General features: G+C 65.6%; 18 protein-coding genes. 15 read left to right on the top strand and 3 right to left on the bottom strand.

Going from position 1 to position 23627, the window contains the following annotated elements:
• Positions 1–65: 65 nt before the first annotated feature.
• Together rrtA and glnE are read right to left on the bottom strand one after the other, a co-directional pair.
• The gene (gene rrtA, locus NG898_RS00980; RefSeq protein ID WP_252690716.1) at positions 66–683 is read right to left on the bottom strand and encodes a rhombosortase; all 618 of its coding nucleotides are present in this window, start codon (positions 681–683) and stop codon (positions 66–68) included.
• Complete coding sequence (glnE, locus tag NG898_RS00975; protein ID WP_252690715.1) at positions 680–3523, bottom strand: bifunctional [glutamate--ammonia ligase]-adenylyl-L-tyrosine phosphorylase/[glutamate--ammonia-ligase] adenylyltransferase; 2844 nt, start codon at positions 3521–3523, stop codon at positions 680–682. Before glnE ends, rrtA begins: the two co-directional genes overlap by 4 nt.
• A gap of 175 nt (positions 3524–3698) precedes the next feature.
• Here glnE and NG898_RS00970 point away from each other — a divergent pair, with 175 nt between their 5' ends.
• The 5 genes from NG898_RS00970 (at position 3699) to NG898_RS00950 (ending at position 12888) form a co-directional block, all read left to right on the top strand.
• Positions 3699–7979, top strand: coding sequence for a YhdP family protein (locus NG898_RS00970; RefSeq protein WP_252690714.1), 4281 nt, complete (start codon positions 3699–3701; stop codon positions 7977–7979).
• 5 nt (positions 7980–7984) lie between these two features.
• On the top strand, positions 7985–8854 hold the full coding sequence (locus NG898_RS00965) for a carbon-nitrogen hydrolase family protein (RefSeq protein ID WP_252690713.1): 870 nt from the start codon (positions 7985–7987) through the stop codon (positions 8852–8854).
• Positions 8855–8884: 30 nt separating this feature from the next.
• Positions 8885–10348, top strand: coding sequence for a metalloprotease TldD (tldD, locus tag NG898_RS00960; RefSeq protein ID WP_252690712.1), 1464 nt, complete (start codon positions 8885–8887; stop codon positions 10346–10348).
• 389 nt (positions 10349–10737) lie between these two features.
• Positions 10738–11817, top strand: a complete 1080-nt coding sequence (aroG, locus tag NG898_RS00955) for a 3-deoxy-7-phosphoheptulonate synthase AroG (RefSeq protein WP_232040943.1) — start codon at positions 10738–10740, stop codon at positions 11815–11817.
• A 168-nt stretch (positions 11818–11985) separates the two neighbouring features.
• Positions 11986–12888: a mechanosensitive ion channel family protein gene (locus NG898_RS00950; RefSeq protein ID WP_252690711.1), complete on the top strand. Its 903-nt coding sequence runs from the start codon at positions 11986–11988 to the stop codon at positions 12886–12888.
• A 76-nt stretch (positions 12889–12964) separates the two neighbouring features.
• Here the strand turns inward: NG898_RS00950 and NG898_RS00945 are convergent, their stop codons facing one another.
• Positions 12965–13522, bottom strand: coding sequence for a cob(I)yrinic acid a,c-diamide adenosyltransferase (locus tag NG898_RS00945; RefSeq protein WP_252690710.1), 558 nt, complete (start codon positions 13520–13522; stop codon positions 12965–12967).
• Positions 13523–13640: 118 nt separating this feature from the next.
• On the opposite strand from NG898_RS00945, the gene NG898_RS00940 reads away from it, so the two are divergent.
• From NG898_RS00940 to NG898_RS00895, 10 genes are all read left to right on the top strand, one after another.
• A complete protein-coding gene (locus NG898_RS00940) occupies positions 13641–15059 on the top strand; it encodes an FAD-binding oxidoreductase (RefSeq protein WP_252690709.1) in 1419 nt (472 codons plus the stop codon).
• Positions 15060–15086: 27 nt separating this feature from the next.
• Positions 15087–15977 (top strand): LysR substrate-binding domain-containing protein, encoded by an 891-nt coding sequence (locus NG898_RS00935; RefSeq protein ID WP_252690708.1) that lies wholly within the window; start codon positions 15087–15089, stop codon positions 15975–15977.
• Positions 15978–16470: 493 nt separating this feature from the next.
• Positions 16471–17964, top strand: coding sequence for an FAD-linked oxidase C-terminal domain-containing protein (locus tag NG898_RS00930; protein ID WP_252690707.1), 1494 nt, complete (start codon positions 16471–16473; stop codon positions 17962–17964).
• 11 nt (positions 17965–17975) lie between these two features.
• Entirely contained in the window at positions 17976–18905 is a 930-nt protein-coding gene (locus NG898_RS00925; RefSeq protein WP_252690706.1) for an ion transporter, read from the top strand.
• Positions 18906–18927: 22 nt separating this feature from the next.
• Positions 18928–20061 carry a glycolate oxidase subunit GlcE gene (gene glcE, locus NG898_RS00920; protein WP_252690705.1) on the top strand — a complete coding sequence of 378 codons (1134 nt, stop codon included), beginning with the start codon at positions 18928–18930 and terminating at the stop codon, positions 20059–20061.
• 26 nt (positions 20062–20087) lie between these two features.
• Entirely contained in the window at positions 20088–21332 is a 1245-nt protein-coding gene (gene glcF / locus NG898_RS00915; protein WP_252690704.1) for a glycolate oxidase subunit GlcF, read from the top strand.
• 52 nt (positions 21333–21384) lie between these two features.
• A complete protein-coding gene (locus tag NG898_RS00910) occupies positions 21385–21774 on the top strand; it encodes a CidA/LrgA family protein (RefSeq protein ID WP_045202631.1) in 390 nt (129 codons plus the stop codon).
• Complete coding sequence (locus NG898_RS00905) at positions 21771–22502, top strand: LrgB family protein (protein ID WP_252690703.1); 732 nt, start codon at positions 21771–21773, stop codon at positions 22500–22502. Before NG898_RS00910 ends, NG898_RS00905 begins: the two co-directional genes overlap by 4 nt.
• A 168-nt stretch (positions 22503–22670) precedes the next feature.
• Positions 22671–23066, top strand: a complete 396-nt coding sequence (locus tag NG898_RS00900) for a VOC family protein (protein WP_027680594.1) — start codon at positions 22671–22673, stop codon at positions 23064–23066.
• 60 nt (positions 23067–23126) lie between these two features.
• A complete protein-coding gene (locus NG898_RS00895; RefSeq protein WP_252690702.1) occupies positions 23127–23606 on the top strand; it encodes a cupin domain-containing protein in 480 nt (159 codons plus the stop codon).
• The last annotated feature ends 21 nt before the right edge of the window (positions 23607–23627 follow it).

Below are 23627 nucleotides of genomic sequence, written 5' to 3'. Positions count from 1 at the left end.
CCGCGCCTTGATTGGGCGCGGGCCTTTTTCCCACTCCCGCTTTGTCCCGTCGAGCTTTCCGCTGCTTACCTAGGCAGCCGATTATCGCGATGGCGCCACTCCCCCAACACCCAAATCAGCAATCCGCTGGCCGCGCCAAAGGCATGCGCGATGCGCACCACGCCAAACCCCCAATGCGGGTCATAGGCGATGGGCGATAGCCACGATTGTTCGAGCCACACCTTCACCAGCACGCCCACACACAGCGCCACGCCAATCCAGCGTGAGAAACGATCCTCTGCCCCGTCCGCAGATGGCTTCAGCAGCCGTAGCCCGCCCCATGCCGCCAAACCATGCAGTGCCCCGGAGAGCCCGCCGTACCACTGCACCGTCGGCTGATTGAGCAGTGCGATCTGCACGAGCACCCCGCACACCACCAGCGCTCCAACGATGACATGCGGCCGCAACACACGCGCCAGCAGCAAGATGAGCCCTGCCGCCGCCATCGCATCCGCCAACCAATGCCAGGTGTCCAGATGCACCCACATGGCGGTCACGATGCGCCACCACTGACCCGCGCGCACGGCCTCGCGTTGATACAGACCAACCGCGTACAACCACGGCACGAACGAGAACGCCGCCGACAGCGCGGCCGCACCGGTGCACGCGCCCCACGTGTGCAACGTGTGTCGATGCACCCTCATTGCGCAGACCCGAACACCTGCTCCCACAACGCACGTACGTGAGCGGCCTCGTGCGCGCAGGTGCCGACCGGTACGCGCGCAGCGGGTTGCCCGTCGAGCCGCAGCTTGTGCTGGCGCGCGCGGAAGTCCCGATAGGCATCGGCCACTTGCGCGGCTGCCGTCGCATCGATCAACCCGAGTTCGCCAGCCATGCGCAGTAGCGCGATGTTTCCCTTGTTGAGGGTCAGCTCGGCATGCGCCGCGCTGTGCAGAAGCACCAGGAATTGCACGGTGAATTCGATATCGACCATACCTCCGCGATCGTGCTTGAGATCAAACAGCTCCGTGGGGTTCGCATGGCCTTCTGCCACGCGCTCGCGCATCGCCACGATTTCGTCGCGCAGCGGGCCCGGCTCGCGCTGCTGGCGCAATACGGCGGTGCGCAGCGCCTCGAAGCGCGCGCCGATTTCCGCATCGCCCGCGCAGAAACGTGCGCGCGTGAGCGCCTGGTGCTCCCACACCCACGCCGCGTTGTCGCCCTCGCGCATCTGATAACGGCGGAAGGCTTCGAAGTGCGTGACCATCAAACCCGCGGCACCATTCGGCCGCAGGCGCGTATCGACGTCGAACAGCATGCCCGCGGCGGTATGGCTCGTCAGCCACGTGATGAGCTTGCGCGCAAATGACGCGTAGACATCGGGCGCGCGTTCGTCATCGTCGTCATACAGGAAGATGATGTCGAGGTCCGACGCATAGCCCAGTTCCTTACCGCCGAGCCGCCCATAGGCAACCACAGCAAAGCGCGGCACCTCCCGGTGGCGCGTTGCAACCTGCTGCCAAACGGTCTCCAGCGTAAGGTCCAGCACGGCATCGGCCAGGTCGGAAAGCCGGTCGCTGATGTGCTCGACACTCAGCATCCCCTGCAGGTCCTGCAGCAACACGCGGAATGTTTCTGCATGGTGCTCCTGACGCAGGATGTCCATCTGCATCTCGACATGGTCGGAGGCGGCCTGCAGACGTTCTCGCACGCGCGCCCGGAACGCGGGCCAATCGGGCTCGGCCGACAGCGCCTCCACGTCGAGAAGCTCGTCAAGCAGTTGCGGATGGCGCGTGAGGTAGTCCGCCGCCCAGCGCGACGCGTGCAGCGTGTGGGCCACGCGCTCCATGGCCTGCGGATACTCGCTCAGCAGCGACAGGTACGAGGAGCGCCGGCTGATCGCATCAAAGAAATCGAGAAAACGCGCGATGGTGACATCGGCATCGGTCTGCCGAGATGCCTGATCCAGCGCACGGTTGATCAGCAAGTCAAAACGCTGGCGGCTGACTTCAGACAACGCGCGATAACGCGGCGAATTGCGCGTCGCGCGCAGGCGCTCCAGCACGCTCTCCGGATTTGCATAGCCCAGTTCGGCGAGTTGTGCGCGAGCGGTTTCCGTGTGTTCATCGTCGAGCAGGTCGGCGTGCCAGACGGCGGCGCACGGTGGCTGGCTGTCCTGCTTGTCGGAGAAGGTCTGCTCGAAATGCTGGGCGACTTCGTCCTGATACCCCTCGAGCTTGGCGACCAGCGCCACGTAGTCGTCAAAACCCATCATGCGCGCCACGCGCAACTGGTCTTCCGGCGAGCCCGGCAGGTTGTGCGTCTGCGCGTCTTCGATGTACTGCAGGCGGTGCTCAAGCTGGCGCAGGAAGCGATAGGCCTCGGTCAGGCGCGCCACGGCTTCGGCGTCGATCAGGCCGCGTTCCGACGCCGCCCGCAGCACCTCCAGCGTGGGCCGCACACGCAGCCCGAAGTCCTGTCCGCCGCGAATGAGCTGAAACACCTGCGCGACGAATTCGATCTCGCGGATACCGCCGCGCCCGAGCTTGATGTTGGGCGAGCGCGCCTGCACGTGGCCCGCGTTATCGCGCTGCTGGTTGGCACCATTGCTGCGCTTGGCGGCCTCGCTGCGGATCTGTGCATGCAGCGCGCGAATGGCGGAGATCACGCCGTAATCGAGATAACGCCGGAAGACGAACGGGCCCGTCACGCGCTCCAGCTGTTGAATCACCCGGGCCGCATGCGGGCTGGCCGGGTCGGTGATCACGCGGCCCTTGATCCAGGCGTAGCGCTCCCACTCGCGGCCCTGCACTACGAAATACTCCTCGAGCATGCCCAGGCTGCACGCGAGCGGCCCCGCATCGCCATTCGGGCGCAGGCGCATGTCGACGCGGAAGACGTAGCCGTCCTCCGTCACATCGGCCAGCGCGTTGATCAGCCGCCGGCCAAGCTTGGTGAAATATTCGTGGTTGGAGAGCGGTCGCGGGCCGCCCTGCGTGTCGCCGTCATCGTCGTAGAGAAAAATCAGGTCGATGTCGGACGAGACGTTCAGCTCGCGCCCGCCCAGCTTGCCCATGCCGACCACCACCAGTTCCTGCACCTCGCCGGAGGATTGCCCGATCGGCTGGCCGTGCAGTGCGCTTAGTTCCTGGCCGATCACGGAAATGGCCGTGCGCACGGCAAACTCGGCCAGGTCGGTCATCGTGCCCGTGACCTCATCGAGCGTCGCGGCGCCGGACAAATCACGCTCGACCAGTGTGCCGAAGACTTCATTGCGCAGCAGGCGCAAGGCGCGCTTGAGCGCAGCCTCGACCTCCACGGTCTGGATGTCGAACAGCTCGGTAAACCGCCCGGATAGCCACGCCACGTCAATCGGACGGCCTGCGCCGGCCTGCACGCGCTCGGCCCAGCCCTCGCGCGCTTGCGCCTGGCGCTGGAGATAGCGCGAATACGCAAGCGCAAAAGGCAGTGCAGCAGCGGGAGCCTCCGGCGCGCGGGCTGGAGCTTGCAAAAACGGCTGGGCGGACAAGGCGGAATCAGTCATGCGGGCGCGTCGAGCATTGGCGGAAACATCCATTCTCGCTGAAATGCGCGCCGGTATACGTAGGCCAATCCGTGATCACCAACGTTCACTGGCATTGGGCGTGCTTGCCGCTGGGCAGGCGCGACGCCTCACTCCAAATATGGCGCCGCCTCCTGAATATCGGATAATCCGCATCATGCCCCGCCCGTCCCAGCCCCCAGAATCGCCGAAGTCCGATGGTGGACACGCCAGCACCCTGTCCACACGCGGGGTGGGCCGGCCCACGGCCTGGGCGTGGCTGGTGCGATTCGTCAGCCGGATCGGCACGGGCATTGGGATTGTTTTCCGCGCCCCGATCTGGCGCAAGCTGTGGCGCGTGCTCTGGAAGACGGCGGCAGCGCTGGCCGTCCTGGCCGTCGTGGGCATGCTGGCGGTGCGCTTCATCCTCTGGCCGCGCGCAAGCCTGGCGCGCGACTGGATGGAGCGCGAGGCGTCCAGTGCACTGCACGCCACCGTCGGCATCGGCTCGCTTGAGACCTACTGGGAGGGCTGGCACCCGGCCTTCCGCGCCCAGCGCATCGACGCACACGACACCGCGGGCCGTCGCACCTTCGCGGTACAGGACGTGCAGGCGCGGCTGTCCTGGCGCTCGTTGCTGCGCATGCAGATCACCTTTGCCTCCCTGCACGCCAGCCAGGCCGACGTGCTGGTACGGCGCAATGCTCAGGGTGCGTTGCTCGTCGCGGGCATGCCGCTCGGCCCGAACACCGGCGGCGACAGCGATTTCCTCGACCAGCTCCTCTCCCAAGGCGACATCGATTTCCAGCAAGGTGCCCTCCGCTGGCTCGACGAGCAGCAGAAGCTGCCCGAAGTGGCGCTGGGCAATGTGCGGGTGCAGCTACGCAGCGGCCCGACCCGCCACCGGCTGGAGGCCAGCGGCACGTCGCCCACGCTGTTCAATGGCCCCATCAAACTGCACGCGGATTTCCGTCACGACCTGCTAGCGCGCCCCGGCGACTGGCGCCACTGGCACGGCCAGGCCTCCTGGCAGGTCGATACGCTTCAGTTGGCCTCCGTACAGCGCTATGTGCCCGTGCTGGCCGCCGCCAACAGCGGCACGCTCACCTCCGACGGGTCGGTGGAGTTTGCCGACGGCGTGTTTACGCGCAGCCAGGCACGGCTGACGGGGCAGCAGCTCGATCTGCAGGTCCGCAAGGATCTGGACCCACTGCAGCTGCGCAGCCTTCAGGCGCTGGCCACGCATCAGCGCAATGCGCGCGGTGAGCACACCTTGCGCCTCGACACGCTGCTCTGGCAGCCGCTGAACCCGCCCGCACAACCGCCGTCGGTGCCCGAACTGGCAGGCCCCGGCATCCAGGCGCCGGCCAACCCTGCCGGCACGCCGCGCGGCTTGCGCAATGTCACCGTGGGGTGGGCGCTCGACTCGCGCGATGCCCTGCGCAGCCTGCAAATCAAAGCCACAACGCTGGATTTGGCGGACCTGCGCAACATTGCCACCGCGCTGCCGCTGCCTGCCGGCGTGCTCGAACCGCTGCGTTCGAAGCAACCATCCGGCCGCATCGACGATCTCGACATCAACTGGCAGCGCGATGTCTCCCGCTGGCGGCCAAATGCGCCGGCGCCCGTGCACTTCACGGGCCGCGCCACGATGCGTCAAGTGTCGTTTGGCCCCGGCGCACTGCCCGCGGTGCCGCCGGGCCAGCACCCCGAGCCCGCTGTGCCCGGCGTTGAAAACATCTCCGGCAACGCCGTCTTCTCCAACGACAAGGGCACGCTGCGCATCGAGTCCAACGACACCGCCCTGCTGCTGCCCGGCACCTTTGCCGACGCCCGCGTGCCGCTGGACCGGCTGCAAGGCACGTTCAACTGGACATATCGCAAGCAGGAACTGGTCGTCAGCAGCGACAACCTTGCGTTCTCCAACGATGACCTGTCGGCGCGCATCACGGGCAGCTATCGTCACGCGCCAGACACCAGCCATCTCGGGACCATCGACCTGAAGGGCACGCTGGACCGCGCCAACGTTCCACGTGTGCCGCGCTACCTGCCCCTGTCGATCGGCCCGCATCTGCGCGACTACCTGGGCGGTGCGTTGCAAGCCGGTACGGCCAGCAACGTCGATTTCGCACTGGCGGGCGATCTGCACGACTTCCCGTTCCGGCCGCCGCACAAGGGCGTCTTCCGTGTGGAAGTGCCGATCCAGGACGTGACATACCAATCGGCACCGCCCGAAGCCGCGCACAACCCGCCGGGCCGCGTGCCCACGCACCCGGGTGACTGGCCGGCGTTCACCAACATCGACGGCACGGTCATCTTCGATCGGGCATCCCTGGCGTTCAAGGTGGCGCGCGCCAAGGTGATGGGCGTGAACCTGCAGGACGTGAATGGCAGCCTGCCCGACATGGGCGACCACAACCCGCTGCTCACCATCGACGGCCGCGGCGACGGCGCCACGCAAAACTTCCTGCAATACGTCGAGGCCAGCCCCATCGGCCAGTGGATCGGGCATTTCACCAAGGACGCACGCGCCCAGGGCAACGCCACGCTGGCGCTCAAGCTGGACCTGCCTCTGCACGAGATGCATTCGACGCGCGCCCAGGGCAGCGTCACGTTCGTGCGCAATGACGTCACGCTCGTGCCGCAGGCGCCGCCGCTCACCGATGTGAACGGCGCGCTGACCTTTACGCAGAAGGGCATCGGTTTCGATAACCTGCGCGCGCGCTTTGCCGGCGGCGAAATCCGCCCCACGGGGGGCACCGCGCCCGATGGCACGATCCGCATCCAGGTGGCGGGCACCGCTTCCGCGCAAGGATTGCGCGAGACGACGCCCGAGAACAGCCCGGTGGCCGCTGTCGCCCGCTCGCTGGAAGGCAGCGCGCCTTACAGCGCGACCATCAGCGTCAAGCAGCATCGCCCGCTCATCCAGGTGCAGTCCGACCTCACGCCGATGACGGTGCGTCTGCCGGCGCCGCTCAACAAGGCTGCCGGACAGCCGCTGCCGGTGCGCTTCGAGATGCAGCCGCTGGCTTCGAACAACGCCATCGACGAAATCGTTCTGCAGGTCGGCAATATCGTCAGTGCGCGTTACGAACAACGCAGCACAGGCAACGGCATCGAGGTGCTGCGAGGCGGCATCGGCGTACGGCAGCCCGTGCCGCAGCCGCAGGACGGCGTGCAGGCTAACCTGGCGCTGGATCAATTGGACGTCGACGCCTGGCGCCATGTCTTTGCCGCGCCCGCCGCTGACAAGAGCGCCAGCCAGGTTGCCGCCGAACATGCGGCCAATGCCATCAACGCCTCCGACAGCCATAGCGCGTATCTGCCCAGCCGCCTGAGCGCCCGCGCGCAAACGCTGCGCATTCTGGGCCGCGACTTCAACGCCGTGCGCATCGATGCCACGCGCGACGGCGCCAACTGGCAATCGACCATCGATTCGCGCGAAATTGCAGGCAGCGCGCGCTGGCACGCCGAAAGCGCCGCCGTGCCCTTCGGCGAACTGACGATGCGGCTGTCGCGCATGAGCATCCCAGACGCGAAGGAAGAGACGGCGCTCACCGAATCGCTGGCCAGCAGCTCGCAGGAAATTCCGTCGCTCGACCTCGTCGCCGACAAATTCGACTTGCGCGGCAAGGCGCTCGGTAAGCTCGAGATCAAGGCGCGCAGCCAGATCACCGAGGGCGCGCCCGTCTGGACGCTTGAGACGCTGAAGATTGAGCAGCCCGCTGCCACGCTGACGGCGCATGGCACGTGGCGCATCCCGCGGCGCCTGCGCGGCGGCGGCGATGATCCCGAGCGCCGGACGCTGCTCGATTTCAACCTCGACCTGCGCGACACCGGCGACCTGCTGCAGAAGATGGGCTTCGCCAAGGTCATCGACGGTGCCAAGGGCAAGCTGGAAGGCCGCGTGGTCTGGCGCGGCTCGCCCATGTCGATCGACTATCCAACCCTCAACGGCCGCATGGCGTTGAACCTGGAGCGCGGCCAGTTCCTGCCGGTCGATCCGGGCCTGGCCAAGCTGGCCGGCGTGCTGAGCCTGCAGGGGCTGCTGCATTTCGCAACCGACCTGCGCAGCGCCACAGGCCGCGGCACGCCGTTCGAGAGCGTGGCGGCCACCGGCACCATCGCCAGCGGCGTAGCCCACACCGAAGATTTCGCCGTCAAGGGCCCGCAATTCCAGGTAGCCATGCAAGGCTCGGCCAACATCCTCGATGAAACGCAGGACCTGCGCGTGAAGGTCACGCCCAAGGTGGACGCCACGTCGGCTTCGCTGGCGGCGGCATTCATCAATCCGGCCCTCGGGCTGGGCACGCTGGCCGCGCAGTTGGTCCTGGGCGATCAGTTGTCGAAGGCATTCGTCACGCAATACCACGTGACCGGCAGCTGGGCCGATCCGAAGATCGAGAAAGTCGCATCCAACGGTAATTCGGGCAGCCAATCGCAAACCTCGGCAAAATAGGCGCCATGACTTCGACCACCGTTGCTCCGGCCCCCGTCGCATCCGGTATGGATGCGCCTTTCGATGCACCTTTTCGCGTTGCCGCCATCCAGACCGTGACGGCCATCGACGTAGACGCCAACCTGGCGCGCGCAGACGCGCTGCTTGCCGAGGCGGCCGCCCAGGGCGCGCAACTCGCGTTGCTGCCTGAATATTTCTGCATGATGGGCCGCAAGGACAGCGACAAGGTCGCCATCCGCGAGGACGACCAGGATGGCCCGATCCAGACATTTCTCGCCGATGCCGCGCGCCGCCACAAGCTGTGGCTCGTCGGCGGCACGTTGCCGATGTGGTGCGAAGACGAACAGCGCGTGCGCAATACGTCCCTCGCATTCAACCCGGCCGGATTGCGCGTCGCGCGCTACGACAAGATCCACCTGTTCAACTTCGTGCGCGGTGAAGAGCGCTACGACGAGGCCCGCACCATCGAGCCCGGCGCCACGCCGGTCGCCTTCGATGCGCCGTGCGGACGCGTGGGCATGTCGGTGTGCTACGACCTGCGCTTTCCGGAGCTGTACCGGGCGCTCGCGTCGCAAGGCAACCTGAACTTGATTCTGATGCCGGCGGCCTTCACCTACGTGACAGGCGCCGCGCACTGGGAAATACTGCTGCGCGCCCGCGCCATCGAGAACCAGTGTTACGTGCTCGCCGCCGCTCAGGGCGGGCGCCATGAGAACGGTCGCCGCACGTGGGGGCATTCCATGCTGGTCGACCCGTGGGGCGAAGTCATTGCCTCCGTGCCTGAGGGCGAAGGCGTTGCCATCGGTGACATGGACCCCGCCCGTATCGCACAAGTGCGCCGGGATTTGCCGGCGCTCAAGCACCGCGTGATGTAAGCCAATCGAATTTTTTTGCGAGAACCGATCATGAACGCAGGCGACATCGCCATCCAGAATCTGTCCATCGCGCGCCGCGTGCTGCTCGATCCGTACGGCCTTGATGAAGCGCACCTGCAGCGCGCGCTGGCCGACATCTTCACGCACCGCGTGAACTACGCCGATCTTTACTTCCAGTACACCCGCAACGAGGCGTGGAGCCTGGAAGAAGGCATCGTCAAATCCGGCAGCTTCAGCATCGACCAGGGTGTGGGCGTGCGCGCCGTGTCGGGCGACCGCACCGCGTTTGCCTACTCCGACGACATCAGTCTGCCCGCGCTGATGCAGGCCGCCGGCGCCACGCGCACCATCGGCAAAGCCGGTGCCGGGCGCGTGAAGGTGGCGAGCAGCTTGGCCACCACCCCGGGCAGCCACTCGCTGTATGCACCGAACGACCCGCTCGATTCGATGACCGCCTCGGAAAAGGTTGCCTTGCTCGAGCGAATCGAAAAGCTCGCCCGCGCCAAAGACCCGCGCGTCGTGCAAGTGATGGCCGGCCTGGCCGGTGAATACGACGTCATGCTGGTGGCGCGCAGCGACGGCGTGATTGCCGCGGACGTGCGCCCGCTGGTGCGCATCTCCGTCACCGTCATCGCCGAGCAGAACGGTCGCCGCGAAATGGGGAGTTCGGGCGGCGGCGGCCGCTATGCCTACGGCTACTTCACCGACGACCTGCTGCGCGAATACGTGGACGAGGCAGTCTCCTCCGCACTCGTCAACCTGGAAGCCAAGCCGGCCCCGGCTGGCACGATGACCGTGGTGCTCGGCCCGGGCTGGCCCGGCGTGCTGCTCCACGAGGCCATTGGCCACGGGCTGGAAGGCGACTTCAACCGCAAGGGCTCGTCGGCGTTCTCCGGACGCATGGGCGAGCGCGTGGCCGCCAAGGGCGTCACCGTGGTGGATGACGGCACGCTTGCCAACCGCCGCGGCTCACTGAACCTCGACGACGAGGGCAACCCCACGCAGTGCAACACGCTCATCGAAGACGGCATCCTCACGGGCTACATGCAGGACACGCTCAACGCGCGCCTGATGAAGATGCCCGTGACCGGCAACGCCCGCCGCGAGAGCTACGCCGCCCTGCCCATGCCGCGCATGACGAACACCTACATGCTGGGCGGCGACAAGGACCCGCAAGAAATCATCGCCAGCGTCAAGAAAGGGCTGTATGCGGTCAACTTCGGCGGCGGTCAGGTCGACATCACCAACGGCAAGTTCGTGTTCTCGGCCAGCGAGGCCTACCTGATCGAAGACGGCAAGATCACGGCCCCGGTCAAGGGTGCGACGCTGGTTGGCAGCGGCCCGGAATCGCTCAAGCACGTGACCATGATCGGCAACGACATGCGCCTCGATTCGGGGATCGGCGTGTGCGGCAAGGAAGGTCAGAGCGTGCCGGTGGGTGTCGGTCAACCGACCCTGCGCATGGAGAACATGACCGTGGGCGGCACGGCCTGACTGCCCTGAAACCGTCGTTTTGACGCCGCAGGCCCGGAAAATCCGCGCTTGCGGCCCTCAAAAAAAGGGTTTATAAAGACGGTTCGATTGGTGCGGCGCAGTAGTTTCAAGTCACCTGTGCGCCACAATTTTTCCTGCATCGACGCATTTTCCTCTCATGTCCTTCGCCAAGTTTTTTTACTTTTACTTTTGGCATCTCGCACCGCTGGCGGAAGGAGAGGGGCGCTTGCAGCAAAAATAAAGCACCCAGCAGATACCGAAAACCGCCAGCGACCCTGGCGGTTTTTTTTTCGCCCAGTCACCTGCCCCACCCCGGCATCGACGCGAAACATGATCCGAACACAGTAGACGTTTCCAATAGAACTCAAGACACATCCCCGGAGCATTCCATGCCGAAGAACACCGATGATTTGCGCATTCGCGAACTGAAAGAGCTGACGCCGCCGTCGCATCTGATCCGCGAATTCCCGTGCAGCGACACCGTGTCCGACCTGATCTACCAAAGCCGGAACGCGATGCACCGCATCCTGCACGGCATGGATGATCGCCTGATCGTCATCATCGGCCCGTGCTCCATTCACGACACCAAGGCAGCGATGGACTACGCCCGCCGCCTGGTCGAGCAGCGTGAGCGCTTCAAGAACGAGCTGGAAATCGTGATGCGCGTGTACTTCGAAAAGCCGCGCACCACGGTCGGCTGGAAGGGTCTGATCAACGATCCGTACATGGACGGCAGCTTCAAGATCAACGACGGCCTGCGCACCGCGCGCGAGCTGCTGATGAACATCAACGAGCTGGGCCTACCCGCTGGCACCGAATACCTCGACGTGATCAGCCCGCAGTACATCGCTGATCTGGTGAGCTGGGGCGCAATCGGCGCGCGCACGACCGAAAGCCAGGTGCACCGCGAGCTGGCTTCCGGTCTGTCGTGCCCGGTCGGCTTCAAGAACGGCACCGACGGCAACGTGAAGATCGCCGTGGACGCCATCAAGGCCGCATCGCAGCCGCACCACTTCCTGTCGGTCACCAAGGGCGGTCACTCGGCCATCGTTTCGACAGCCGGCAACGAGGATTGCCACATCATCCTGCGCGGCGGCAAGGCGCCCAACTATGACGCGGCCAGCGTGCAGGAAGCCTGCGACGCCATCTCCAAGTCGGGCCTGGCTGCACGCCTGATGATCGACGCTTCGCACGCCAACAGCAGCAAGAAGCACGAGAACCAGATCCCGGTGTGCGAAGACATCGGCCGCCAGATGGCTGCCGGCGACAACCGCATCGTCGGGGTGATGGTGGAATCGCACATCAATGCGGGGCGCCAGGACCACGTGCAGGGCACGCCGGTATCGGACCTGGCGTACGGCCAGAGCGTGACCGATGCCTGCATCGGCTGGGACGATTCGGTGAAGGTGCTGGAAACGCTGGCCGACGCCGTGCGCAAGCGCCGTCTGGTGCCGGGCAGCGGCAACTAAGACGCCATCGACCTGATTTGGGAAGGACGCCTGCGGGCGTCCTTTTTCTTTGCGCGCGCATCAACGCGCAGATCTATAACAAATGTGAGCGCAACGTATCAAAGTCACACAAGTGCGTTGCCTTTGACATATCGTAGGTGGATTCCCCCTGCTCTCCCGGAGGCATCCATGGCAGACACCCTGGCGGACACCGCCGTCAACACCGCAAACAAGTACCAGGCGATCGTGGCGCAATACGCCGCCGACGTCGGCATGAAGATCCTCGCGGCCATCGTCTTCTGGGTGGTCGGCCGCTGGCTGATCAATCTGGCGGTGCGCATGGTGGAAGGCTCGTTGAGCCGACAGAAGGTCGATCCGACCGTGCTGCGCTATGTCGGCTCCATCATCACCGTCACGCTGAACGTGCTGCTGGTGATCGGCATCCTCGGCTACTTCGGCATCCAGACGACGACGTTCGCGGCGCTGATTGCCGCAGCCGGTGTGGCGATCGGCATGGCGTGGTCGGGGCTGCTGTCGAACTTTGCGGCGGGCGCATTCCTGATCGTGCTGCGGCCGTTCAAGGTGGGCGACTTCGTGACGGCCGGCGGCGTGACGGGCACGATCAAAGAGATCGGCCTGTTTGCCACGACCATCAACACGCCGGACAACGTGGTCACGATGGTCGGCAACGGCAAGATCTTCGCCGACACGATCCAGAACTACACCTCCAACCCGTTCCGCCGCGTCGAGCTGAAGGCGCAACTGGCCGGCAGCGCCGACCACCGCGCCGCCATCGCGCTGCTCAAAGAGAAGGTTGCCGCCATTCCCAACGTGCTGACCGATCCGGCGGTCGATGTGGAGATCCTGGAGTTCAACCTGGTCGGGCCCGTGCTTGCCGTGCGCCCGTACACGCACAACGACAACTACTGGCAGGTCTATTTCGACACCAACCGCACGATCAAGGAAGCGCTGGCCGAAGGCGGCTTCCCGGCGCCCACGCCATCGCAGGCGCTGACCATCACCACGCCGGGGCAATTGGCAGGCTTGGCTGCCGTGGCACAAAGCACGACCACGCCGACCAGCGTGAACTGATCCACGCGCTGCAAAGCAAACGGCCCGGCCGAGGTGGCAACCTCGCCGGGCCGTTTCTTTATGGTGTGGACGCCGATCAGGTCGGCTTGTGCTCGTCGCGTTTCCACAGAACGTCCGTGCCGCCGTCCGCACGATTGAGCACGCGTGCCAGCACGAACAACAGGTCCGACAGGCGATTGACGTACTGGCGCGGCGCCTCGCCGATGGTCTCTGCGCGGCCCAGCGCGACGATGCTCCGCTCGGCACGGCGCGCCACGGTGCGGCACACATGCGCCTGCGCCGCAGCGCGGCTGCCGCCTGGCAAGATGAATTCGGCCAGCCGGGGAAGATCGGCGTTGTAATCGGCCAGCCATTGGTCGAGCCGCAGCACGTGCGCGGTCGTCACCATCGTGTAGCCGGGAATGCACAGTTCGCCACCCAGATCGAACAGGTCGTGCTGGATGGCCGTGAGCGCGGCGCGCACGCCGTCGGGCAGCGTATCCGTGAGCAGCACGCCGATGTGCGAATTCAGCTCGTCGACGTCGCCGATGGCGGCGATGCGCAGGCTGTCCTTGGCCGTGCGGCTGCCGTCGCCGAGGCCGGTGGTGCCGTCGTCGCCGGTGCGGGTAGCGATTTTGGATAGGCGGTTGCCCACGGTGCGTCTCCCTGTATTGCGTCAATGTTGGTGGCGCCATTATCGCAAGGGCGGCATGGCCCCGGCGTTAGAATGACAGCCCGAGCCGGCTTCAGACCGCCGCCCCACGCGAGACGCCATGAACCATCCAGCCCCTCCCTCCCAAAGCATCCGCAAGCCGATTCCGCCTGCAATGCTCGACGCGCTGCGCACCCGCTTCGGCGACCGCATCTCCACCACCGAAGCCGTGCGCGCCCACCACGGCCGCGACGAATCCGCCTACGACCCGATGCTGCCCGACGCCGTCGTCTTCGCGCAGACCACCGAGGAAGTCGCCGCCATTGCAAAGCTCTGCTTCGAACACGAAATTCCGCTGATCCCGTATGGCGCTGGCTCGTCGCTCGAAGGCCATCTGCTGGCCGTGGCCGGCGGCGTGAGCCTCGATCTCTCGCAGATGAACCACGTGCTGTCGGTGCACCCGGAAGACCTGACGGTGACGGTCGAGCCGGGCGTCACGCGCAAGCAGCTCAATACCGAAATCCGCGATACCGGCTTGTTCTTCCCGATCGACCCGGGCGCGGATGCGTCCATCGGCGGCATGTGCGCGACGCGTGCGTCCGGCACCAACGCCGTGCGTTACGGCACGATGCGCGAGAACGTGCTGAACCTGACGGTGGTCACCGCTGACGGCCGCATCATCAAGACGGCCAACCGCGCGCGCAAATCGTCGGCGGGCTACGACCTCACCCGCCTCTTCATCGGCAGCGAAGGCACGCTTGGCGTCATTACCGAGATCACGCTGAAGCTGTATCCGCAGCCGGAAGCCGTGTCCGCGGCCGTGTGCGCCTTTCCGACCATGGGCGATGCGGTGTCCGCTGTGATCGACACCATCCAGATGGGCGTGCCCATTGCGCGCGTGGAGTTTGTCGACGCGCTGGCCATCCGCGCGATCAACCAATACGACAAGCTCACGCTGCCCGAGATGCCGACGTTGTTCTTCGAGTTTCACGGCTCGGAGCACGGCGTGCAGGAGCAGGCCGAGACCGTCCAGCAGATCGCCGCTGAGCACAAGGGCCAAGGCTTTGAATGGGCCACGCGCCCCGAAGACCGCAGCCGCCTGTGGAATGCCCGCCACAACGCCTACTTTGCGTTCCTGCAGCTCAAGCCCGGCTGCCGCGCCGTCACCACCGACGTGTGCGTGCCAATCTCGCGTCTGGCCGACTGCGTGGTGGAAACCGAGAAGGACCTGCTCGCCAGCGCGCTCCAGCTGCCCGCTCCCATCGTCGGCCACGTGGGCGACGGCAACTTCCACGTCGCGCTGCTCATCGACCCGAACAAGCCGGAAGAACTGGAAGAAGCCGAGCGCATCAACCAGCGCATCGTCGCGCGTGCAATCGCCATGGACGGCACCTGCACGGGCGAGCATGGCGTGGGCCTGCACAAGATGGACTTCCTCATCGCAGAACACGGCAACGATGCGATCGACCTGATGCGCAGCATCAAGCAGGCGCTGGACCCGAAGCACATCCTGAACCCCGGCAAGATCTTCCACCTGTAACCGACTCACCCACCAGCGACCGCCCGCATGTCTTCCGTCTTCAAGCGCGTTCCTCCGCTGCATCTGTTGATTGCCTTTGAGGCGGGGGCGCGCCATGCGAGCTTCGCGCGTGCGGCCGAAGAGCTGTCGGTCACGCCCAGCGCGGTATCGCACCGCATCAAGAACCTGGAAGAACTATGGGGCGAAGACCTGTTCGTGCGCACCGGCACGGCGCTGCGGTTGACCGCCGCGGGCACACGCTACCTGCGCAGCGTGCAAGTCGCGCTCGACACGCTGCACGAACTGGCGCGGCCGGAGTTCAGCAAGCAGCGCGCGCGGCTGCGCGTGGCGATTCCGCCCACGTTCGGCCGCCAGCACCTCGTGCCGCGTCTGCCGGAATTCAACGCGCTGTACCCGCACATTGATCTGGAACTGCATCTCTCCATCCCGTTCCTCGACGTGAAAGCCGAGGACACCGATGTCGAGATCCGCTACGGCACCGGCCGCTATCCGGACCTGAAGACGACGCTGCTGCTCAACGAGCCGGTGTTCCCGGCGTGCGGGCGCGGCTACTTCGAGCAGATCAGCGGCAACACCATCACCGAAGCATCGCAGTTGCTGAACCTCACGCTGCTGCGCAGCCCGCTGGAGCCGTGGCGCCCGTGGTTTGAGGCGGCGGGGCTGGACGCACCCGAGCCCGCCACCGGCTCGCTGTTCAACGACATCGGCTTGATGCTGGAAGCAGTGGCCTCCAATCAGGGCGTCGCGCTAGTGCGGCAGGCGATGGCGCGCAACTGGCTGGCCTCGGGGCAGATCGTCCGGCTGCTGGACATCGAATCGGCGTCGCCACATGCTTATTACATCGTCCAGCGCGAGCAGGCGCCGATGAAGCCCGAGGCGCGGCAGTTTGTGGATTGGTTGCTGGGGCTGGATTGGTAAACCGGTCAGCCGTGGGCAGCCAAGCCTCGTAACTGGACCTCAAACCACCGGATTCGAAACTTTTAGTATCGACGTTGAGGCTCTGAAGCCTCAGCGTTGATGAAAAAAGCAGCAACGTCGGACCAAAAAGGGGCATGGGCCGAGCCTCCGGGCCTCGAAGGCGACGTTCTGAACCTCATCGTTGCTGCTTTTTTCATCAACGCTGACCCTATTTGCCTCACGCGTGAGGTACCCGAACCTCGGATTCGAAACTTTTAGTGTGAAGCTCGATGGTTTGAGCCCCATCATCGACGGTCGAAGGCTCGATCATGGAGGTCGGAGCTCCACGAACGAGCGGTAAAACCTTGCCGCAACGCGATGAACCGCATTGGCCGCCTCGGCGAGCCAAATTCATCGCAGCAAAAGTCCTTAACACGCCGCATGGCGCGGCGGCCGGGCTATAGTGCCTCCCACCCCGGCCACCGCTGCCGGGCACAACGATGAGAGACACCCCATGAACGCGTCGCTGCCCGCCACCGCCCGCGATCAATCTGCCCTGCAGGCCGAGCTGACCGCTGCGCTGTCCCAGATCGTGTCCGACGACGCGCTGCTCTGGGAGCGCGAAGACACCACCCCGTATGAATGCGATGGCCTCGCCGCTTACCGGCAGGTGCCGCTGGCCGTGGTGCTGCCGGATACCGAAGCGCAGGTCGTCGAAATCCTGCGCGTGTGCCACCGCATGGGCGTGCCCGTGGTGCCGCGCGGCGCCGGGACGAGCCTGTCGGGCGGCGCGATGCCCACGCCGGGCGGGCTGGTGCTGTCGCTGGCCAAGTTCAAGCGCATCATCAAAGTCGACCCGTCTACGCGCACGGCCGTCGTGCAGCCGGGCGTACGCAACCTCGCCATCTCGGAAGCGGCCAATCCGCACGGGCTGTACTACGCGCCCGATCCGTCCTCGCAGATCGCCTGCACCATTGGCGGCAACGTCAATGAAAACTCGGGTGGCGTGCACTGCCTGAAATACGGCCTGACCGTGCACAACGTGCTGCGCGTGCGCGCGGTGATGATGGATGGCGAGGTGGTCGAATTCGGCAGCGAAGCGCCCGACGCACCCGGCCTGGACCTGCTGGCCACGGTGATCGGCTCCGAAGGCATGCTGGCCGTGGTGACGGAAGTGACCGTGCGCCTGATCCCCAAGCCGCAGTTGGCGCAGGTCATTATGGCGAGCTTCGACAACGTGGAATCGGGCGGCAACGCCGTGGCCGACGTGATTGCCGCCGGCATCATCCCGGCTGGGCTGGAAATGATGGACAAGCCCGCCACCGCGGCTGTTGAGGAATTCGTCTGCGCCGGCTACGACCTCGATGCAGCCGCCATCCTGCTGTGCGAGTCCGACGGCACCCCCGAAGAAGTGGCCGAAGAAATCGCGCGCATGAGCGAAGTGCTGCGCGCATCGGGTGCCACGCGCATCCAGGTGTCGCAAAGCGAAGCCGAGCGCCTGAAGTTCTGGAGCGGCCGCAAGAATGCCTTCCCGGCCGCAGGCCGCATCTCGCCGGACTATTACTGCATGGACGGCACCATCCCGCGCAAGCACATCGGCACGCTGCTGCGGCGCATCCAGCAGATGGAGCAGAAGTACGCCCTGCGCTGCATCAATGTGTTCCACGCAGGCGACGGCAACATGCACCCGCTCATCCTCTTCAACGGCGAAGACCAGGACGAATGGCACCGCGCTGAACTGTTCGGCTCCGACATTCTGGAGACCTGCGTCGAACTCGGTGGCACCGTGACGGGCGAACACGGCGTGGGTGTGGAAAAGCTCAGCTCGATGTGCGTGCAGTTCTCGGCGGAAGAACGTGACGCCTTTTTGCGCGTGAAAGCGGCCTTCGACCCGGTGCGCCTGCTGAACCCCGACAAGGCCATCCCCACGCTCGCGCGCTGCGCCGAATACGGCAAGCTGCACGTGCGCAACGGCCTGCTGCCGCATCCCGACCTGCCGCGCTTCTGAAGCCCGCAGCCATGAAGAATCCGCCCCGTACCGCCCGGAACCGCTGGCACGCCCACAACGCGCGCCTTGGCGAATATCTCGGCAAACCCGAGAGCGGCTGGCGCGCGCGTTGGTACACCATCATCTTTGAAGCCGAAACACGATCCGGCAGGCTGTTCGACCTGACCCTGCTGGGGGCCATCCTCGCCAGCGTGCTGGTGGTGATGCTCGACAGCCTGCCGAGCGTCAGCGGCCGCGCGGGCACGCTCTTCACGGTGCTCGAGTGGCTCTTCACGCTGCTGTTTACGGCGGAATACGTCATGCGCATCCTCGTGGTGCGCAGGCCCTGGCGTTACGTGCTCAGCTTCTACGGCATCATCGATTTCATCTCGATCCTGCCGACGTGGCTGGCGATCTTTGTGCCCGAGCTGGCCTACCTGCTCGATGTGCGGCTGCTGCGCCTGCTGCGGATCTTCCGGATACTGAAGATCACGGTCTACTTTGAAGAGGCGCAGATCCTCCTGCGTGCGCTGTTGAACGCGCGGCACAAGATCTTCGTGTTTCTGGGCACCGTCTTCATCATCACCATCATCCTGGGCACGGTGATGTACGTGGTGGAAGGGCCGCAGCACGGCTTCACCAGCATTCCGGTCAGCATGTACTGGGCGGTCGTCACGCTCACCACCACAGGCTTTGGCGATCTTGTGCCGCGCACGCCGCTGGGCCAGTTCATTACCTCGCTCACCATCCTCCTCGGCTACAGCATCATCGCGTTCCCGACCGGCATCATCGGCGCGGAACTGGTGAACACCATGCGCGAAGGATCTGCCTCCGCCGTCCCACCGCAGACCCGCGCGTGCAGCGGCTGCACGCTCGACCGTCACGATACAGACGCCGCATTCTGCAAGCGCTGCGGCACCAAGCTTCCGCTCCACCCCACCGAGACCGCGCACAGCCAGTGAGCTGCGCACCTGAAGGTTCGCCATGCCAAGCACGCCAGATACCGCCCTTTCGCCCACGCTCGCACGGTTTCGTGAGGCCATCGCGCACGCGGCCGACAGCCACACGCCGCTGACCTTGCGTGGCGGCGGCACGAAGGATTTCTACGGCCGCGCACCTGCACCCCACGGCACGGTGCTCGACACACGCGAATGGTCCGGCATCGTCGACTACGACTGCGCCGAACTTGTCGTCACCGCACGCAGCGGCACGCCGCTCGTCGAGATCGAAGCTGCGCTGGCCGAGCACCGGCAGATGCTGGCGTTCGAGCCGCCCCACTTTGCTGCGGACGGCAAGCAGGCGACCGTCGGCGGTGCGTTTTCATCCGGCCTGTCCGGGCCGCGCCGGCAGTCGGTGGGTGCGCTGCGCGATTTCGTGCTCGGCGCCGTCGTCATGGACGGCCGCGGCGACATGCTCAACTTCGGCGGCCAGGTGATGAAGAACGTGGCCGGTTACGACGTCTCGCGCCTGATGGCCGGTGCGCTCGGCACGCTGGGCCTGATCGTGCAGGTGTCGCTCAAGGTGCTGCCGATGCCGTTCTGCGATGCAACGCTGCGCTTTGCCATGGCGCAAGGCGAAGCCATCGATACCTTGAACCGCTGGGGCGGCCAGCCGTTGCCGATCGCGGCGTCTGCGTGGATCGACGGTGCGCTGTGGGTGCGCCTGAGCGGTGCCGATGCGGCCGTGCGCGCAGCCATTGCCAAGCTTGGCGGCGAACGCGTTGACGACGCAGAAGGGGCCGCGTTCTGGCACGACCTGCGCGAGCAATCACATGCGTTTTTTGCGCGTGCCGTGCAAGGCAGCCTGCCGCTATGGCGCATCGCCCTGCCCCCGGCCACGCCGCCGCTGGCGCTCGGACATGCTTCTGCCGACGAACAACTCGTCGAATGGGGCGGCGGCCAGCGCTGGTGGATCGACACCGCCAACACCTCGGCTGACGTCATCCGCGATGCAGCACGCAAAGCCGGCGGCCACGCCACGCTGTTCCGCAACGGCGACCGCGCCAGCGACATCTTCACGCCCGTCGCCGCGCCGTTGATGGCCGTGCACAAGCGCCTGAAAGACAGCTTTGATCCGCACGGCGTCTTCAACCCGGGCCGTCTGTATTCAGCGTTCTGACTGCCGACTTCTAACGCAAGCCCATCATGCAAATCACGCTCGCGGCGTTCCTGCGCAACACCCCTCAGGGCGAAGAAGCCCAAAGCATCGTGCAGAAGTGCGTGCACTGCGGTTTCTGCACGGCCACCTGCCCAACCTACCAACTACTCGGCGATGAGCTGGACGGCCCGCGAGGGCGCATCTACCTGATGAAGCAGGTGCTGGAAGGCCAGCCCGCCGGCGCCGCGACACGCCTGCACCTGGACCGCTGTCTGACCTGCCGCAACTGCGAATCGACCTGCCCGTCCGGTGTGACCTACGGGCGCCTGGTGGAGATCGGCCGCAAGATCGTCGATGACCAGCTCGACGCGAAAGGCGAATCACGCCCGCTAGGCGAGCGCGCCGTGCGCTGGGCGCTGCGCGAGGGGCTGACGCGACCGGCGCTGTTCGGCTCCGCGCTCAAGCTCGGACAGGCGGTGCGGCCAATGTTGCCGCAAGTGCTGCGCAACAAGGTTCCGGCCAAGCAGCCTCACGCCGGCATGCGGCCAAGCACCGCGCACGCACGCAAGATGCTGCTGCTCGAAGGCTGCGTGCAACCGGCCATGTCGCCCAACATCAATGCGGCCACAGCGCGCGTGTTCGACAAGCTCGGCGTGCAGCTCATCAGCGCAGACCGGGCAGGCTGCTGCGGCGCCATCCGCTATCACATGAACGACCACACGGGCGGCCTCGGCAACATGCGCGCCAACATTGATGCGTGGTGGCCCCATATCGAAGCCGGCGCCGAGGCCATCGTCATGACCGCCTCGGGCTGTGGCGCGATGGTCAAGGAATACGGCCACCTGCTGCGCGATGACCCGGCCTATGCCGAGCGTGCGGCGCGCGTGTCCGCCATGACGCGCGACCTGTGCGAGGTGCTGCCGGCGTTTTCGCCGCAGCTTCTGCAGAAGGCCAAACCTGAAGCGCAACGGCCGCGCGTGGTGTGGCACCCGCCCTGCACGCTCCAGCACGGTCAGCAGATTCGCGGTGCGGTCGAAACGCTGCTCGCATCGCTGGGCGTAGACGTCAAGCTCTGCGCCGACAGCCACCTGTGCTGCGGCTCGGCCGGCACGTATTCGGTGCTGCAACCGGAGCTGGCCTACCGCCTGCGCGACGACAAGCTCGCCAAGCTGCAGGCGACGCAGCCCGAGCGCATCGTCACCGCCAACATCGGCTGCGTGACGCATCTGCAGAGCGGCACGGACACGCCGGTTGAACACTGGATCGAGTTGGTCGACCGCATGCTGGCCTGAAGCGAACGCGGCCGGGTTCTATACTTGGCGCTTCGTTTTACCCGGAGGCCCCATGCTGCAAACCTTCGCGATCCTGTTGACGTTCCAGTCGGTGGGAGAGCTGCTCACGTATTCGCTGCACCTGCCGGTGCCCGGCCCGGTGATCGGCATGGTGCTACTGGTCATCTACCTGCTGGTGGACAAAGGCCGCGTGCTCGAAGTCATGCAAGGCACCGTCAGCGAGTTGCTGCGGCATCTGACCATCCTGTTCGTGCCGGCCGGCGTGGGCGTCATGACGCAACTGAACCGCATCGGGCAGGAATGGCTGCCGATCGTGGTGGCGACCGTGGTGTCGACGTGGCTGTCGATTGCCGCCGGTGCACTCGTCACCCGCGCGCTGATGCGCCGCATGGGCCGCATTGACCACGGCGGCGGCGAAGGCCACGAGGAGCTGGCCCCATGAACACGATGGCTCCCAATCTGCACCAACTCTGGGTCTACCTGGCCGCCAGCCCGCTGCTGGGCCTGACCGCCACGCTCATCGCTTACCTGATTGGCGTGCGCCTGCACGAACGCAGCCGCTTCAACCCGATGGTCAATCCGCTGCTGATTGCGGTCGTCATCCTGGGCACACTCCTGACACTCACGGGCACGCCGTACAAGACGTACTTCGACGGCGCGCAGTTCGTGCACTTTCTGCTGGGCCCGGCCACCGTCGCGCTGGCCGTACCGCTGTTCCAGCAATGGGCGAAGCTGCGCCGCCACGCGCTACCGCTGATGGGCGGGCTCCTCGCGGGGTCCGTCGTGGCGGTGGTGTCAGCAGTGGGAATCGCATGGCTGCTGGGCGCATCGCCCGAAACGCTGCGCTCCATGGCGCCGAAATCGGTGACGATCCCGATCGCCATGGGCATCTCGGAGAAGATTGGCGGCGCACCGACCATTACGGCGGTGCTGGTGCTCATTACCGGCATTGTCGGTGCGACCACCACGACGCGGCTGCTGAACCTGCTGCGCGTGCGCGAATACAGCGTGCGTGGCTTTGCTACCGGCATTGCGGCGCACGGCATCGGCACAGCGCGCGCGTTTCAGGTCAATCCGGAGGCGGGTGCGTTCTCGGCGCTGGGCATGGGCCTGAATGGCGTGCTGACAGCGGTGCTGGTGCCGCTGCTGGCGGGCTGGATTCCGCACTGAACTGTTTCCCCCTCCGCCCGGCCTTCACTGCCTGGGCAACGTGCAACACACTCCGCAGTCCTCCTGAATGCTCCTGACAGAACGCTGTCAGGAGCCCCCCGCCAGAATCGCTCCACCTTAACGAGACAGGTTCCCCCAACCACCTGCCTCATCAACCGGAGCGACAACATGGCAAGCGTGATCAACTGGTTTGAAATCCCCGCCAACGATTTCCCCCGCGCGGTGAAGTTTTACGAGAACGTCTTCGACACGCAGCTCAAGCAGGAAGACATGGGCGACCTGACCATGGGCGTGTTTCCGGCGGGTGAGACGACCATCCACGGTGCGCTGGTCAAGGGCGAAGGCTTTGCGCCGTCCGACAAGGGCAGCGTGGTGTACCTGAACGCGCCCAACCTGGATGCCGTGCTCGAGCGCGTGAACGGCAGTGGCGGCCAATGCGTGTTCGGCCCGATGACGCTGCCCGACCACATGGGCCGCATCGCCCACATCGTCGACACCGAAGGCAACCGCGTCGGCCTACACGAACCGGACGCCAAAACACAGGCGTACCTGCTACAGCAGTAACGCCCCCAAGGCCGGTGCGCGGGCGCCGGCCTTTACTACGAGACAGAGAAGAAGAACACCATGCCGAGTCAATCCCCGTATCTCATGCGTGCCGCGGATATCGCCGCGCGCACGCAGTCGTTTTCGCACCCCTGGAACAGCCTGTCGGAAATCCACGGCACCATGATGGGCCGGCTGCTCGGGCTCAAGCGCACCGGCGTGAATTTCGCGCGTGTGCCGCCGGGCAAGGAATCATTCGTCTATCACTCGCACCAGCGCGAAGAGGAATGGATCTACATCCTCTCGGGCGAAGCGCAAGCTGAAATCGCCGACAGCATGTTCACCGTGCGCGCCGGTGATTTCATGGCGTTCCCCACGGGCATCGCGCACCACCTGCGCAACTGCGGCAAGGAAGACCTCGTCTATCTGTGCGGTGGCGAACATCTGAATATCGAGATTGCCGATTTCCCGCGACTGGGCAAGCGCATGCTGCGCCGTGGCGAGCAGGTCGACGTGGTCGACATCCACCCGCAACGTGAGCTGACGCCCTTCGGCGCGTAGGGGATATGGCGCGCATTGCAC

Origin of the sequence: Ralstonia mojiangensis, from assembly GCF_023955645.1 — a bacterium.
Classification (GTDB): domain Bacteria; phylum Pseudomonadota; class Gammaproteobacteria; order Burkholderiales; family Burkholderiaceae; genus Ralstonia; species Ralstonia mojiangensis.
The sequence above is the reverse complement of the archived record's forward strand: the minus strand, read 5'-3'. Positions and strand labels throughout refer to the sequence as shown.